The organism is Acinetobacter sp. CAU_H_78 (assembly GCF_058599365.1).
On record NZ_CM178652.1, the window covers coordinates 908420 to 922952 of the forward strand.

15 protein-coding genes are annotated in these 14533 nt (G+C 42.1%); 7 read left to right on the top strand and 8 right to left on the bottom strand.

The window, feature by feature from the left end; translation table 11 throughout:
* Positions 1 to 115 precede the first annotated feature (115 nt).
* A complete protein-coding gene (sppA, locus tag AC4MCD_RS04470) occupies positions 116 to 1138 on the top strand; it encodes a signal peptide peptidase SppA (RefSeq protein ID WP_491876642.1) in 1023 nt (340 codons plus the stop codon).
* Entirely contained in the window at positions 1135 to 1938 is an 804-nt protein-coding gene (locus tag AC4MCD_RS04475) for an alpha/beta fold hydrolase (RefSeq protein WP_419365398.1), read from the top strand. The genes sppA and AC4MCD_RS04475 overlap by 4 nt, the downstream gene beginning before the upstream one ends.
* Before the next feature lie 64 nt (positions 1939 to 2002).
* Here the strand turns inward: AC4MCD_RS04475 and purN are convergent, their stop codons facing one another.
* Together purN and purM are read right to left on the bottom strand one after the other, a co-directional pair.
* Positions 2003 to 2632 carry a phosphoribosylglycinamide formyltransferase gene (gene purN, locus AC4MCD_RS04480; protein WP_491876643.1) on the bottom strand — a complete coding sequence of 210 codons (630 nt, stop codon included), beginning with the start codon at positions 2630 to 2632 and terminating at the stop codon, positions 2003 to 2005.
* A 6-nt stretch (positions 2633 to 2638) separates the two neighbouring features.
* Positions 2639 to 3709, bottom strand: coding sequence for a phosphoribosylformylglycinamidine cyclo-ligase (purM, locus tag AC4MCD_RS04485; protein WP_034170936.1), 1071 nt, complete (start codon positions 3707 to 3709; stop codon positions 2639 to 2641).
* 135 nt (positions 3710 to 3844) lie between these two features.
* On the opposite strand from purM, the gene cxpE reads away from it, so the two are divergent.
* From cxpE to AC4MCD_RS04505, 4 genes are all read left to right on the top strand, one after another.
* The gene (gene cxpE, locus AC4MCD_RS04490) at positions 3845 to 5065 is read left to right on the top strand and encodes a chloramphenicol efflux transporter CxpE (protein WP_491876644.1); all 1221 of its coding nucleotides are present in this window, start codon (positions 3845 to 3847) and stop codon (positions 5063 to 5065) included.
* 15 nt (positions 5066 to 5080) lie between these two features.
* Positions 5081 to 5785 carry a DnaA regulatory inactivator Hda gene (hda, locus tag AC4MCD_RS04495; RefSeq protein WP_159124042.1) on the top strand — a complete coding sequence of 235 codons (705 nt, stop codon included), beginning with the start codon at positions 5081 to 5083 and terminating at the stop codon, positions 5783 to 5785.
* A 121-nt stretch (positions 5786 to 5906) separates the two neighbouring features.
* Positions 5907 to 7706 (top strand): rhombotarget A, encoded by a 1800-nt coding sequence (rbtA, locus tag AC4MCD_RS04500; RefSeq protein ID WP_491876645.1) that lies wholly within the window; start codon positions 5907 to 5909, stop codon positions 7704 to 7706.
* A gap of 9 nt (positions 7707 to 7715) precedes the next feature.
* Positions 7716 to 10127: a CSLREA domain-containing protein gene (locus AC4MCD_RS04505; RefSeq protein ID WP_491876646.1), complete on the top strand. Its 2412-nt coding sequence runs from the start codon at positions 7716 to 7718 to the stop codon at positions 10125 to 10127.
* A 50-nt stretch (positions 10128 to 10177) separates the two neighbouring features.
* On the opposite strand, the gene AC4MCD_RS04510 is transcribed toward AC4MCD_RS04505, so the two are convergent.
* The 5 genes from AC4MCD_RS04510 to AC4MCD_RS04530 form a co-directional block, all read right to left on the bottom strand.
* Positions 10178 to 10585 (bottom strand): DUF3106 domain-containing protein, encoded by a 408-nt coding sequence (locus AC4MCD_RS04510; RefSeq protein ID WP_159124038.1) that lies wholly within the window; start codon positions 10583 to 10585, stop codon positions 10178 to 10180.
* Entirely contained in the window at positions 10575 to 10892 is a 318-nt protein-coding gene (locus tag AC4MCD_RS04515; RefSeq protein ID WP_004784617.1) for a hypothetical protein, read from the bottom strand. Before AC4MCD_RS04515 ends, AC4MCD_RS04510 begins: the two co-directional genes overlap by 11 nt.
* A complete protein-coding gene (locus tag AC4MCD_RS04520) occupies positions 10889 to 11503 on the bottom strand; it encodes an RNA polymerase sigma factor (RefSeq protein WP_491876843.1) in 615 nt (204 codons plus the stop codon). Before AC4MCD_RS04520 ends, AC4MCD_RS04515 begins: the two co-directional genes overlap by 4 nt.
* Positions 11504 to 11670: 167 nt before the next feature.
* The gene (locus AC4MCD_RS04525) at positions 11671 to 12447 is read right to left on the bottom strand and encodes a TrmH family RNA methyltransferase (protein ID WP_159124036.1); all 777 of its coding nucleotides are present in this window, start codon (positions 12445 to 12447) and stop codon (positions 11671 to 11673) included.
* Between the two features lie 49 nt (positions 12448 to 12496).
* Entirely contained in the window at positions 12497 to 13471 is a 975-nt protein-coding gene (locus AC4MCD_RS04530) for a class 1 fructose-bisphosphatase (protein WP_491876647.1), read from the bottom strand.
* 183 nt (positions 13472 to 13654) lie between these two features.
* Here AC4MCD_RS04530 and AC4MCD_RS04535 point away from each other — a divergent pair, with 183 nt between their 5' ends.
* The gene (locus AC4MCD_RS04535) at positions 13655 to 13840 is read left to right on the top strand and encodes an NF038105 family protein (RefSeq protein WP_159124034.1); all 186 of its coding nucleotides are present in this window, start codon (positions 13655 to 13657) and stop codon (positions 13838 to 13840) included.
* A gap of 90 nt (positions 13841 to 13930) precedes the next feature.
* On the opposite strand, the gene pal is transcribed toward AC4MCD_RS04535, so the two are convergent.
* Entirely contained in the window at positions 13931 to 14503 is a 573-nt protein-coding gene (gene pal, locus AC4MCD_RS04540; protein ID WP_004784608.1) for a peptidoglycan-associated lipoprotein Pal, read from the bottom strand.
* Between the last annotated feature and the right edge of the window lie 30 nt (positions 14504 to 14533).

Sequence of the window (14533 nt, forward strand, 5' to 3'; positions counted from 1 at the left end):
TTGATAAAATAAAAAAGAATAGCACTTATTATAGGCGAAAACAGTTTCTTTAGACAGAATTACCCTTTTCGGTGTATATAATGGGTTCAATATAAATTAATTTATTGGATTATTTATGTCCGATTGGCCACCAAAACCTGAAAATCAAATACAAAATACGCAACAACCAGTTCAACCGACTGGCCCAGAATGGAAACTGCTGGAGAAAGCAGTTTTAGCTTCAGTAGAAGAGCAACGACGGGCACGTCGCTGGGGGATCTTCTTCAAATTTCTAACCTTTGCTTATCTGCTGGTTGTCATTCTTGCGCTAGGTAAAGGCTGTAGCATGAGTGCTTCTGATCCAAGTGCAGGCGCAGGTGCACACATTGCTGTGGTTGATATTATTGGTACGATTGCCGCAGACAAGCAAAGCGTAAACAGTAGCAATACCATCAAATCACTCAAAAAAGCCTTTGAAAACAAGCAAAGTAAGGCTGTCGTTTTAAATATTAATTCACCGGGTGGTTCACCAGTCCAGTCAGATGAAATCTGGCAGGAAATACAGTATCTGAAAAAACAGCATCCTGAGAAAAAACTCTATGCCGTGATTGGTGATACAGGGGCTTCTGGTGCTTACTATATTGCATCCGCTGCAGATGAAATCATTGTCAATCCATCGAGTCTGGTCGGTTCAATCGGTGTGATCATGCCGAATTATGGTGTGAATAACCTGCTACAAAAACTTGGTGTTGAAGACCGCACCATGACTTCAGGTGAAAATAAAGCCTTGCTGTCAATGACACAGCCAGTTGATCCTGCACAAAAAGCGCATGTACAGGGTGTGCTGGATAATGTGCATGGTCACTTTATTAATGCTGTAAAGCAGGGGCGTGGAGCTAAATTAAAATCGAATGATCCTACTATTTTCTCAGGTCTGTTCTGGACCGGTGAACAAGCGGTGAAATTGGGTATTGCAGATCGTATTGGCAGTTTAAATACTTTGAAACGTGAACTAAAAACTGAAAAGGCTTTAAATTACACCATTGAATATAGTCCATTTGAGTCAGTACTGGGTCGTATGGGCTCATCGATTGGTGAAGGAATTGCAACTTCAGTGGCACAAAAACTTCAGTCAGAAAATAAAACGACCTTACAATGAAACCATTGATTCATTTTGCGCACGCCAATGGCGTGCCATCTAAAGTCTATCAAAAGCTGTTTGAAGGACTGCAAGATGATTACGATATTATCTATGTGCCGTTATTAGGGCCTGATAAGCGTTATCCGATTGATAATCACTGGAAAAGTCTGACTCAGCAGGTGATTGATAGTATCGTGCGCCAGTCTCATGGACGTCCGGTGATTGGTTTGGGGCATTCATTAGGTTCAGTCCTGAGTTTTCAGGCCTCCTTACAGCGTCCGGAACTTTTTTCGCAAATGATTATGCTTGATCCACCAATGATCATGGGCAAAGAAGCCTTGGCGTTGCATATTGCAAAAACTTTGCGCTTAAAAGCACTGGACCAGATGTCACCTGCAGGTTTGTCGAAACGCCGTCGTGATCATTGGGAGTCTCGGGAACAGGCAGCTGAACTGCTGCGACCGAAAGGCTTTTATCAGGATTTTGATGCAGATTGCTTCCAGGCTTATATTGACTATGCCTTAAAGGATGATCCGGTTCGAGGTGGAGTTGAACTCACCATTCCTAAAATGGATGAAGTGAATATCTTTAGAACCAATCCATCACTATGGTGGTTACCTCAGGCTAAACCAAAAGTACCAGTACATCTGGTGGTTGCCAAGAAAGGTCCATTTTTGGCGCGCAGATTTCCGCAGCAAGTGCAAAAGAAATTTGGCATTCCATTTACAGTGGTAGATGGTGGGCATATGTTCCCATTGGAGCAGCCTGAGCAAGTCGCGAGTCTGGTCAAACAACTGATTCAGCAACAGTCTGCTTAAAGTTCATCTCATCTAAAGAAATAAAAAAACGCATCCGAGGATGCGTTTTTTTATATTTGGACTTTTAGAATTTGCAGAATTGAACAGGTTCTTGCATTTTTGCATTACGGTACAACACACCTTGTTCAGTATGCTGAATTGTCCCATTACAGATCCATTCTACCACTTGTGGGTAAATCAGATGTTCCAGTATATGTACCCGCTGAGCTAAAGTGTGAGTCGTATCTTGATGCGATACTTTTAACATACCCTGTGCTAAGGCTTGGCCGGCATCCAGTTCTGGAGTGACATAATGCACTGTGCAACCATGCAGAACATCACCGGTATTCAGGACGCGCTGATGGGTATGCATGCCTTTGTAATGTGGTAGTAGAGAAGGGTGAATATTCAGCATTTTCCCTTCCCAGGCTTTCACAAATTTTTCACTTAAAATTCGCATAAAGCCCGCAAGTACGACCAGATCAACCTCCCAGTCCAGAAGCTGCTGATGCATGACATCATCAAAAGCTTCCCTGCTTGGATAGTGCTTATGTTCAATGACTGCAGTCGGAATTCCTGCTTTATGAGCGCGCTCTAAAGCAAATGCTTCAGGCTTGTTGGAAAGCACTCCGACAATTTTCCCTGACAGATTGGCATCAATCAGGGCTTGCAGGTTCGATCCACTGCCTGAAACAAGTACAGCAATTTTAATCATGCGAAATTACGCGAAGATCACACGGATTTTTTCGTCTGCACCTTCAACAGATTCAGCATTATCTGCAATGTGACCCATTGCCCATGCTTTCTCGCCCAAACCGTTGAGTAACTCTACAGTTTTGTCTGCTTCGGCTGCATCAACAACAAGAACCATACCTACGCCACAGTTAAAGGTACGATACATTTCAAACTGTTCTACACCACCTTCGCGTTGAAGAAGTTTGAACAGCTCAGGCCATTCCCAAGAAGATTCATTTACGACTGCTTGAGCACCGTTTGGTAATACGCGAGGCAGGTTGCCTGGTAAACCGCCACCAGTGATATGTGCCATCGCATGTACATCAACCTGTTTTAGCAGCTCAAGAATCGATTTCACATAAATACGTGTTGGTTCCATTGCAACATCTGCAAGTGGACGACCATCAACGATTTGATTCAGGTCAACATTTTTAACTTCAAGAATTTTACGAAGCAACGAATAACCGTTTGAATGTGCACCAGAAGATGCAACACCAATAAGTACATCACCCGCTTTTACTTTAGAGCCATCAATAATTTTGCTTTGCTCAACTACACCGACACAGAAGCCTGCAAGATCGTAATCTTCACCTTCGTACATGCCTGGCATTTCAGCAGTTTCACCACCAACCAGTGCACAGCCTGCAAGTTCACAGCCAGCACCGATTCCTGTTACGACATTTGCAGCTACGTCCACATTTAGGTGACCAGTCGCATAATAGTCCAAGAAGAAGAGTGGTTCAGCACCACAAACGAGAAGGTCGTTCACACACATTGCAACCAGATCTTGACCAATGGTGTCATGACGGTTCAAATTCAGTGCCAGACGTAATTTTGTACCAACACCATCTGTGCCTGATACGAGAACAGGTTCTTCATAACCTTTAGGGATTTTACAAAGGGCGCCGAAACCGCCTAATCCGCCCATTACTTCAGGACGTTTAGTACGCTTAGCGACGGACTTGATTCGGTCGACTAACGCGTCTCCCGCTTCAATATCGACACCTGCATCTTTGTAGCTTAAACCAGTGTTTGGGGTAGAAGTTGAGTTGCTCATAATGAAGTCTCCGCATTCGCGCGGGGGATTATAACCTGAATATGCAAAACTCTTATGGTATTTATGCCCTAAAATGCTATCTTTATTAAAATATTTTACTTTTTATAACGATTAATAGAGAGAAGGCGAAACTTTATGGTAGATCGCACATTGCGTCGCGTGTTTATCCTAGCTGGGATAGCTTTGTTGTTGTGGCTTCTATATTTACTAAAACCCGTTGTAATTCCATTTGTTGCAGCGTTTTTAATGGCTTATCTGTTCAGCCCGCTGGTAGATAAACTGCACGATATCGGTCTGCCGCGTTGGCTCTCTATTAGTATCGTTTTTACTGGAATCGGGATCGTTATGATCTTGGCGATCTGGTATCTGGTGCCGTTGATCTGGCAGCAGCTGATTTATGCGCGTGACAATATACCTGCGGTCATTGGCTGGATTAATTCAACCTTTTTACCGTGGCTGTCGAATACCTTCAATGTCGTTGAAATGGAAATTGATACCACACAGATTTCTGATGTGGTCATGGACTATGTGCAAACCAATTATAGTGCTGACAGTATTCAGGCCTTTCTGCTACGTCTTGCACAATCTGGAATTAACTTCTTGCAGATTGGCGGTACGATTGTTCTGATTCCAATTATTGCATTCTATTTTCTGCTGGATTGGGATCGTATGCTGGAAAGCTTACGCCGTCTGATTCCACGTCCTTATGAACAAAGTACATTAAGAATCGTCGGTGAATGTCACAGTGTACTTGGGGCCTTTGTGAAAGGGCAGTTTCTGGTGATGATTCTGCTGGGAATCGTTTATGCGATTGGTTTGCAATTGATTGGTCTTGAAGTTGGCCTGATTATTGGCATGGTGGCAGGTCTGGCCAGTATTATTCCTTATCTGGGGTTTGCGGTCGGGATTATTGCAGCTGTGATTGCAACTTTCCTGCAATTCGGGATCGACTGGTGGCAACTGGTTCTGGTGGGTGTCGTATTTATGGTCGGTCAGGCGGTAGAAGGCTATGTATTACAGCCATTCCTGCTCGGCGATAAAATAGGTTTATCTCCAGTTGCTGTAGTTTTTGCGGTATTGGCAGGTGCACAACTGGCTGGCTTCCTGGGAATGCTGATTGCTCTCCCAGTTGCAGCGGTAATTGTGGTTCTGCTCAGACATGCACGTGAATATTATGAGTGCACATCATTTTATGGAAATCAGGCAGTCGTCATGAATGATCCGGCTACAGGTTCCATAAGCATAGAAACTTCAGACTTAGATGTTGATATTGAAATGAAAAAGTCAGAAGCAAAACCACTGCAAGAGGGAGAGAAATCAAGTAAGATGGATGTACCTCTTCATAAAGACTCATAAGGCCATCAGAATCATATGCGTCAATTGCAGCTAGATATAGAACCTCAACTCGATGCTCGAATTAGTGATTTTTCGGGCCCGGGATGGGGGCATGTAATTGATGCAGTCCGACAGCTGCATGCAGGCCTAATCAGCCGCTTTTACGTGTATGGTGGAGCTGGAACAGGTAAAAGTCATTTACTCTCTGCCATCTGTGATTCTTATCTGGAAATCGGCAAGACTGCTATACAGGTGTCCTTGCTGGAACTTCTGGATGCACCCACTGAAGCGATTACTTCGCTGGACCGGTTTGACCTGATCGCACTGGATGATATTGAAGCCATTAGCGGGGTTCCGCATTGGCAACGCGCCGTTTTTCACTTGATTAATTATAATGATGAAGGTGGTGGTCAACTGGTGTTTTCTTCCCGTTTTGCGCCCATTGAATTAAAGCTTGAATTACCTGATTTGCAGTCCCGACTCACGCAGGCAGTCAGTGTCCGTGTCCCAAATGGCAGTCTTTATGCGGACCGATTTGCCTTGGTATCCTCGGTATTGGACCGACGCGGTATTCATCTTGATCCACAGATTTTTGATTATTTGCTGAATCACGGACCACATCAAACTTCCGTGCTTCTACAAACATTAGAACAGATTATTCAATTACTTAAAGGCGAAAAGCTGAAAGTCAGTAATGCTAACCTGCGGCAGATTTATGCATTAATTGATGAATATCGTTAAATTATAAAACATCTTGAGTAATTACTCAGTCTATGCGAAAGTAAGGCAAAATAATTCGCTGTTGCAAGGAAGATGCAACTTTAGAAGAAAAAGAAAGAAATAAAAAATTAAGGAGAAGGGTATGCTCAAGAAGAGCATAGGCATGGCTTTGCTATGTATGGCGGGGCAGGCATATAGTGCAGAAATTATTGTAACTACCACAGAAGATATTGAAAAAGATGACAAGGAATGTTCACTTCGAGAAGCTGTTGAATATGTGAATCGTGGCCTGGCTAAAGAAGGTTATATGGGCTGTGGTGGCGAAAATGCTATTGGCACCATTATCTTAAAAGAAAAAACGACTTATGTTCTGAATAAACATATCCCGATCAAGAAATCAGTGACGATTAAATCTATCGCAGAAGTAGATGGTGAATTTAGTAGTACCGATAAGGTAATGGGGTTATATAACGCTCATATTCAAATGAAAGGGACAGATAATCTCTTCCGTATTAGCAATGATGAAGAGCTGATTCAAGTCAATTTAAAAGAACTCGACCTTGAAGGTTGCGGTAAAAGCAGCTGTGCCGAACAAGGTGGCCTAATTCATAATAAAGGTAAATTGATAATTGATTACAGCCGCTTATATAAGGGGGCTGCGAGTCAAGGTGGTGCCATTTATAATGTGGGGAAATTTGGCCAGAATCTGATTGCTTTTGCCGAAATAAAAACCAGCCTGATTGAAAATAATCAGGCGCAACAGGGTGGCATACTCTATAGCCAGCTTCCATACTTTCTGGTTTATCAAAGCGTTTTAAAGAATAACCAGACGCTTAATAATAATGCTACCAATATTTATACAGCGGGCCAAGTCGATAATCCTGCCGATATTCAATCCATTAATGCTGAAGTCCTAAGCAGTACCCTGTTAAAAAATAAGGGAGCACTGATCAATGTGATTGATGGGGTGGGAATCAATAACCTGACAATAGTGGATAATACAGGTACAGCACTACGTATTAATGCTCCGAATGGTAAAGCCTATGTGGCGAACAGTATTATTTTAAGAAATGGTACGCAGGATTGTCAGATTGAAACTACGGATAAAAGTACGATTCACAATAATCTGGTAACAGCATCTTGTGGTACAGGTGATGCTGCGTATCCAAACCAGATCTTGACAGGTACTCGCTTGTTTGCAGAGGCTTCAGATCAAAGTGAAGGTGTCTGTCTAAATTTAAAACAAAATAGCGATGCTATTCTATGTCCTTATAGCGTTCCTAAAGATCAGTTTTTGGGCTATCTACGTCCTCGGATCCTGTTGAATTATAATCAGGTCAGTGATTCACCGATTGTAAATAGAGGGACTAGCTACAATAGCAGCAATCCTTCAGTCAGCTGTGAGGCGGCAGACCAACGCGGTGTAGACCGTTTACTGGATAACTTATTTTGTGATCGTGGCGCGATTGAAATTACAGTTCCAACATCTACCAGTCTGGTTGGACAGGATCTTCTAAAAGGAGAGACTGCAAAGTTTTCAATTGAATCTGTTTTAGGAGATAGTGATTTAATTCCTAAAGAACAATGCAATAACATTATTGGAGAGAATCCAAAGGGTGAGCCTTGGCAAGATGGCTGCTTACAGGTTATCCAAACCAAAACTGTTTCCAAGGGCAAAACAGTCATTGATATTGATGGGAATGTGGTTTATACCCCAGATTCACAATGGCATGGTGCTGACATTTTTGAAATTCAGGTAGTTACTTCATCTACACGATTTAATAAGTCCAAACCTTATCTGGTTTTAAGTACCCAGATTGTACAGGAACCTAAAAATGAAATGAAAGACAAGTCTGTGAAAACCTCGGGTGGGGCATGGGGAATCGCTGGCTTAATGGGCTTGATAGGGTTGATCGGCCTACGTCGCAGATTAAAAGATTAAGGAAAAATCATGAAAAATTATAAAAAAGGACTGCTTGCAGCCATGATTTTATCTGCCATGAGTTTAATGGCAGCCGAAGATAAAACCATATATGTCACTACATTTGCTGACGAGGATGGGGAAAATACCAGTGCCTGTTCCTTGCGTGAAGCCATTAAGACAGCCAAGCTGGATAAATCCTATGGAGGGTGTAATGTTGGCCGTACATTGCGTAATGACGGTTCCGCTCCAGATGTCATCCAGCTTGAAGCTGGGGAATATAAACTCAATAGTGAAATTATTGTTGAATCCCATGTCAATATTTTGGGAAAATCACCCTTCAATTATACTCAAAGAAGTCCTATTACCTTTTTATATCCAACACGTGAGGCTTTAACCACCATCCTTTCAGGCCAAGGGAAAACCCGCTTATTTAATACGGTCGCTAGCCAAGCCAGCATGGTGGTAAATGGTGTCATCCTGAAAGATGGTTATGCTGCAAAAACCAGTCTGGATAAAGGTAATGGTGGAACATTTTATGTCGCTGGCCCTCTAAGCCTCGTGAATAGTGAAATTGTAAATTCACGAGCGGCTGCAGAAGGCGGAGCAATTTATGCAGTGGCGATGAATAATGAAAAAATTATCAAGATTCAGGATTCCTTAATTCATCAGAATAAAGCAGCTACATATGGCAGTGTCTTGGCCATGGATTGTGTGGGGAATCTGGGCAGTACAGAGACAAAGCTAGAAATTAGCGCAAGCAGCATTGTCAAAAATGGTTCTACTGATACGGCCAGTATTCTGGACTTTTGTGGTTATGCCAAAGCGGATATTAGTAACTCTACAATTGCAAAAAATACGACCAGTGCCACAGGTCATATTTTCCGAATGACCAATGAAATTAGCCGTCCATTAAGTTCTTTCTTCACTTTTAGTGCCATTAATAACACGATTGTCGAGAATACTGCTCGCTCTACCATCTTTTATGACAATACTGGTAATTCGAGTCTGGCTTATAATGTGTTGGCCTTTAACCAGGGCCTATCTTGTGAATATGCCTTGAATGGTGGAAATCCAAGTAAAGAACAGGGTGTAGATTTATTTACTGCTTATAATGCGATCCATACAAGTGGTTCCTCACGCTGTGTGTTGCCTGAAGTGGCAGAAAACAGTGTTTCAACGAATATTGATGTATCTAATAATAAGATCACAGATCTGTTAACTGCTTATATCGAACCTTCTGTAAATAACCGTTATTTAGGGATGTATTATCCTATTGATCGACAATCGAATACGGATCTGGTTAATATCGGTACAGAAAGTTGTGAAGAAATTGATCAGCGTGGAATTGAGCGGTTGACTAAGGCAACTTTGCTATTTAATCCGGACGCAAAAAATTCCTGTGAAATTGGGTCGATCGAAATCCGGAACTTAACCGCAGCAGATATTTCTGGTCTAAAAAATAGTTCTTTAACAGAGTTGCTGGATTATTATCAGGAAAATATTGATGATATTAATTCTATTCTGGCCGATAAGAATACAAAACCTGAGGAAATACAGGGCTTAAAGGAAGAGCTAAAAGAATATGAGGATCTTTTAAAATATACCAAGCAATACCAGAAATATCGTGCCATATACATTAATCCATTTAGTTTGGTCATGCCTCAAGAAACTTTAAATAATACTCAAGTACAAGCTAAAGCATTAAATTCACAAAATTATGAAATTACAGTGCAATCTTTAGGTGTAGGGTCTTTATCTGGATCAGGCAGTTCATTAATTGTTCAAGGTGCGCCTAATGATCCAAATTTAAAATGTGAATGGAAGCCTGACTTAAACCGTATCATGATGTATCGTACTGATGGCAAAGCAACCAGTCTCTCGGATACGGAGTATTGCCGTTATACAATTAAAGACAAGCAGACAGGTACCAGCAGTACAGGTATTTTGCAGGGCGCATTTGTAAATATTAAACCGATTGTAAAAAATGACGAATATAGAATTAGCGCAGAGAACAATCTGACTGTGACTGTGAATCCATTAGAGAATGACAGTGACGATGGTGATGGTCCACGGATGAATGGTAAGGCTGCTTTCTATCGTGATAAAGATGGTCGTGAGATTCCAATTCGCATTGTCAAGCTTCCTGCCGGAGTAAACCTTTCTGCAGAGCGAGAAGGACCATGCCCAGGGAATTTTGCCGGTGAAACCTGTTATGGTGGAAAATTGACTTTTAGTGTGAAAAACACTTTTAGTCAGTCAGATTATGATATGCAGTATCATGTTTTTGATGCAGATGAGTTGATGTCAGATACAGCAAGAATTAACTTAAAAAATACGGCTAAAAATACCAATACATCATCAAGTGGCGGTGGCTCGTTTGGAATTTGGGGATTGTTCGGATTATTAGGTCTGGCAGGATATCGCCGAGTTAGAAAATAATTGCAGCATGAAAAAAGCCTCCAGATGGAGGCTTTTTTATTTAACTTAAATTAATGAGTTTTAGGTTGAGTGAGTTGCTGGTATTTCTGGATATATTCTTCACGGATCGCCAGTCGTTCTTCTGGTGTTGCTTTTTGCATTCGTGCACCTAACTCCTTACGTTCCTGGCTGCTCATCATTTGCCAAGTTTCACGCATACGCTGCTTTTCAGCTTCAGGAAGCTGAGTGAACCAGTCCATGCGTTGCTGTAAATTAATACGTTGCTGTTCAGGCATTTCTTTTAAGGACTGATAACGTTTAATTAATGCCAGTTGCTCGGAATCAGAAAGGGTATCCCAGGTTTCGTTGACCTGCGTATTGGCATCTTTGGAAAAAATCCAAAAACGTTCAAATCCCGCAAAGCTGGTTTGCAGGAAGCTGAATGCACAAAATGCAATTGCTAATCTTTTAGCTGCCATGTGGAACTTTGTCCTCACCTAAAACCATTAACATTTCCAGATCTTCAAGCATCTGTGGGGAGAGTTTGGGGGTAGATACTGCCTGAGTCTGAGGTTCGTTATGGCTGACAATATTCGGTAGCACTACCACGCCAGCAATCGCAGCAGCCAGAGCAAAGCCAGACATTTTTAGAAATGCAAAGCGTGAATGTTGTGCGTCCTGAATATGCTCCAGCACATGATTCATCACCACCGGTTTATCTTTGTGGTGCTGTGCCAGTCCATCAAGTTTGGAAGTTACTTGCTTTAAGAAATCATCTTGCTTCATTCGGATGATCCTCCCAGATATGGATTTAAGTGTGCTAGAGAGGCACGTAGACCTTGAATAGCACGGTGATAATGGGTTTTCACACTGCCTTCTGTACAGTTCATAATTTGCGCTGTAGTTTGAGTATCAAAGCCTTCCCAGGCTCTGAGCATAAATGCTTGCTGCTGACGCACAGGTAATTTGGCAATCGCCTTCTGAATTTCTTCAGCAGTTACTGCCTGATCCAGAAATTCTAAAGGTGAGGGGGTAGATTCATCTACCAGATTGTCAAATTCGACTTCATCGTCATCGAGGCTGACTTTTTTGAAAAAGGAAAATGGCTGGTTGCGACGTGCTTCTTTACGACGCCAATCCTGTAATTTGTTATTCAGAATCGTATAGAACAGGGGATACCACTCTTCAGTGCTTTTTTCTGCATAAGATTTATGCAAAGAAATAAAAGCTTCCTGAACCAGATCCATTGCGATCCCATGTTGTCCTTGAGTCGCACTTTCCATCATCACCAAAGCACGACCAGTCACGTCCTGCATGAAATTTTTCAGGCGAGACTCAGCGGTACTCTTCAGAATACTCGCATCTTGTGACTGCAACGGTTTCGGTGCTAAATCCATAGAGATGGAAAATCCTGTCATTGGATACCCACCATTATTCCCAAGTTCATGTGCAAATAACGTTGGGAATAACGATTTGGTTGACAATAAAACTTATTATTTTTGTAGTGTAATCTATTTTATAAATACACTGACTGTAATTAAAACAATGTAACCTAAATACCGTATTAGATACGTTGACGCACCATCTCAAAGAAACAGATAGAGCCTGCAATCGCAACATTCAGGGATTCCTGTCCACCTGGCTGTGGGATAGTCACCGCTTCGGCATGTTGCAGGGCATAGTCAGATACGCCTTGACCTTCATTGCCCAGAATCCAGACGCAGGCTTTACGCAAGTCCTTGCTATACAGGCTGCTAGAACGATGTGAGCTGGTGACATATACCGGAATCTTGAATTGCGGTAAAAGATCTTCCAGTGCGATATTTTCAAAAGTTTGCAAAGAAAAATGCGCGCCCATACCCGCACGTAATACGCGTGGTGACCAGAGAGATGCTGAACCCTTGGTACAAATGACCTGATCAATACCAGCAGCTGCTGCTGAACGTAGCAGGGTGCCGACATTTCCGGGATCCTGCACATTTTCAAGAATCAGGGTATCTGCTGTAAAATCAAGTGCCTGGCTTGAGCTTGGAATATCGACAATCGCCATACAGGCAATCGACGTACCTAAAGTACTCAGGTCCTTATAAAGTGATTCACCAATGACAAAGACCACACCGGTATATTTGTTTAAAATAATGTCGAAATCAGGATGCGCTAAAGCATGTTCAGTCGTGAAGATTGAATTGATTTTCTTATTTTCATGTAACCATGCAAGACACAGGTGCGTGCCTTCAAGCACAGTTTGTCCTTGTTTTTTTCGATAAGAATTCTGTTCAATTAAACCGCGTAAGTGTTTAATTTTAGGATTGTCTTTAGATTCAAGGAAGATGGTTGGCATAAGAAGAAAGTCCACGGCAGTCAATCAAGGATCAACTGCCGTTTAAAAATTAGTGGTGGTAGCTGGTCACAAGCTCAACTTCATTTTTTGAACCAATGATGACAGGAACACGTTGATGCAGATTTGTAGGTTCGATTTCAAGAATGCGGACACGACCAGTCGTTGATGCACCGCCAGCCTGTTCCATCAGCATACTCATTGGATTGGCTTCATACATTAAACGTAAACGACCTGCTTTAGTTGGGTCTTTCAAGTCGTACGGGTACATGAAGATCCCGCTACGGCACAGAATACGGTGAATATCGCCAACCATACAAGCGACCCAGCGCATATTGAAATCTTTGGCGCGAGGACCTGTTTTACCTGCCAGCAATTCATCGATATAACGCTGTACAGGTGCTTCCCAGTGACGCTGGTTCGATGCATTGATTGCATATTCTTTAGTATCAGCAGCGACCTGAATCGCTTCAGAAGTCAACAGAAACTCCTGAGTTTCAGGATCAAAAGTAAAGAATACCACACCAGCACCCACAGTCAGTGCCATCATGGTTGATGGGCCATACAACACATAACCAGCAGCAACCTGATTGACACCAGCCTGCATGAAGTCTTCTGCCTGAGTTACACTATTTTTTGCGGGAAGAATCGAAAAGATGGTACCCACACACATGTTGATATCAATATTGCTTGAGCCATCAAGTGGATCGAACAATACTAGATATTGACCATTTTCCTGGGCTGAAGTGAATTCATCCAGTTCTTCAGACGCTAAACCGCCTACATGTGGATGTACTTTTAATGCATCAATCAGATAATCATTAGAAATCACGTCCAGTTTCTTTTGCTCTTCGCCTTGAACATTTTCATGCTGAGCACTACCTAATACACCCGCTAGAGCACCTTTTTGCAGGATTTGGTCAATACGCTTGCAGGTATTTCCAATTGTTTCAATTACTTGTGCAAGTTCAGGTGTGAGGTTCCCGCTTTGTTGTTGTAGGAATTGGGATAAGGTGCGGTATGACATAAGGGAAAAACTCCAAGACTTATAATCGGGGAAAAAAGATCAAAACGATATACGGCTATATTTTAGATGAGAACGTTCGAAAAGGACAATTAAACTGAATTATTTGTTGTGATTTTGCCCTTGCAACTCCTGTGGAAAGTGCTATGTTGAATCAAAGGAAAAAATGATCATAGGAGCACAGAGATGACAACATTAAAGTTTGATGCGACTCCAACGCCGAGCGAAGCGATTAATCTCGATGAAATTTCTGAAGACAAGATGAAAGAAGCGTGGAAGGATTACGAAGCAAAACCTGAATATAAAAAATTCAATAAACACGACATGATTGAATCCATGCAAACTGCAGAAGAAGGTGAAGGCAAAGAATAATCTTATTCTTTGATCTTTCAAATATCTTCCTAATAAAAAAGCACTCAATTGAGTGCTTTTTTATGAATGATGCATTATTTAAATGATCACTTATTTTAGTAGTGGTGGAACAGCTTCGTAGTTGATTTCTACACGGCGGTTTTCTTTCCACGCACTTTCATCATGGCCAGGATTAACTGGCATTTCTTTACCATAGCTCACTGCTTCAAGTTGGCCCGCATTTACACCAGAAGTGATCAGGAAGCTTTCTACTGCTTTGGCACGACGCTCACCAAGCGCCATGTTGTATTCACGTGTACCGCGTTCATCTGTATGACCGGTTAAAGCTACACGAGAATTGGCATTTGCCATCAGGAACTGGGCATGTGCTTGCAGAGTACGAATATCGTCATTGCTCAGTTCGCTACTGTCATAGTCAAAGTGAACCACACGTTTAGCTAAATAAGCCTTATTTTCCGCAGTTACACCTTTAGCAGATGCACCCGCCATATTTTGGGCGCTTAGAGCTGCATCTTCACTTAGACCTTCAGTGCTTACAGTGGTGGTGCCACTGGTGTCGAGGTTGCCAGTTTGGACTTCAGCTGCTGGTTTACGGCTGGCACAACCAGTCATTACGACTGCGGCTGCAAGTAAAGGAAGTGCAAATAATTTTACTTTGTTCATTCTTCATCTCCATGAAGGTTGATTATGGGG

What these genes read in the sequence shown, in the direction of transcription:
- rbtA (WP_491876645.1), top strand. Translation starts at nt 5,907, where the DNA reads ATGCTCAAGAAGAGCATAGGCATGGCTTTGCTATGTATGGCGGGGCAG.
- AC4MCD_RS04535 (WP_159124034.1), top strand. Translation starts at nt 13,655, where the DNA reads ATGACAACATTAAAGTTTGATGCGACTCCAACGCCGAGCGAAGCGATT.
- AC4MCD_RS04530 (WP_491876647.1), bottom strand. Translation starts at nt 13,471, where the DNA reads ATGTCATACCGCACCTTATCCCAATTCCTACAACAACAAAGCGGGAAC.
- sppA (WP_491876642.1), top strand. Translation starts at nt 116, where the DNA reads ATGTCCGATTGGCCACCAAAACCTGAAAATCAAATACAAAATACGCAA.
- AC4MCD_RS04520 (WP_491876843.1), bottom strand. Translation starts at nt 11,503, where the DNA reads ATGGATTTAGCACCGAAACCGTTGCAGTCACAAGATGCGAGTATTCTG.
- purM (WP_034170936.1), bottom strand. Translation starts at nt 3,709, where the DNA reads ATGAGCAACTCAACTTCTACCCCAAACACTGGTTTAAGCTACAAAGAT.
- purN (WP_491876643.1), bottom strand. Translation starts at nt 2,632, where the DNA reads ATGATTAAAATTGCTGTACTTGTTTCAGGCAGTGGATCGAACCTGCAA.
- AC4MCD_RS04515 (WP_004784617.1), bottom strand. Translation starts at nt 10,892, where the DNA reads ATGAAGCAAGATGATTTCTTAAAGCAAGTAACTTCCAAACTTGATGGA.
- AC4MCD_RS04505 (WP_491876646.1), top strand. Translation starts at nt 7,716, where the DNA reads ATGAAAAATTATAAAAAAGGACTGCTTGCAGCCATGATTTTATCTGCC.
- AC4MCD_RS04510 (WP_159124038.1), bottom strand. Translation starts at nt 10,585, where the DNA reads ATGGCAGCTAAAAGATTAGCAATTGCATTTTGTGCATTCAGCTTCCTG.
- AC4MCD_RS04525 (WP_159124036.1), bottom strand. Translation starts at nt 12,447, where the DNA reads ATGCCAACCATCTTCCTTGAATCTAAAGACAATCCTAAAATTAAACAC.
- pal (WP_004784608.1), bottom strand. Translation starts at nt 14,503, where the DNA reads ATGAACAAAGTAAAATTATTTGCACTTCCTTTACTTGCAGCCGCAGTC.
- hda (WP_159124042.1), top strand. Translation starts at nt 5,081, where the DNA reads ATGCGTCAATTGCAGCTAGATATAGAACCTCAACTCGATGCTCGAATT.
- cxpE (WP_491876644.1), top strand. Translation starts at nt 3,845, where the DNA reads ATGGTAGATCGCACATTGCGTCGCGTGTTTATCCTAGCTGGGATAGCT.
- AC4MCD_RS04475 (WP_419365398.1), top strand. Translation starts at nt 1,135, where the DNA reads ATGAAACCATTGATTCATTTTGCGCACGCCAATGGCGTGCCATCTAAA.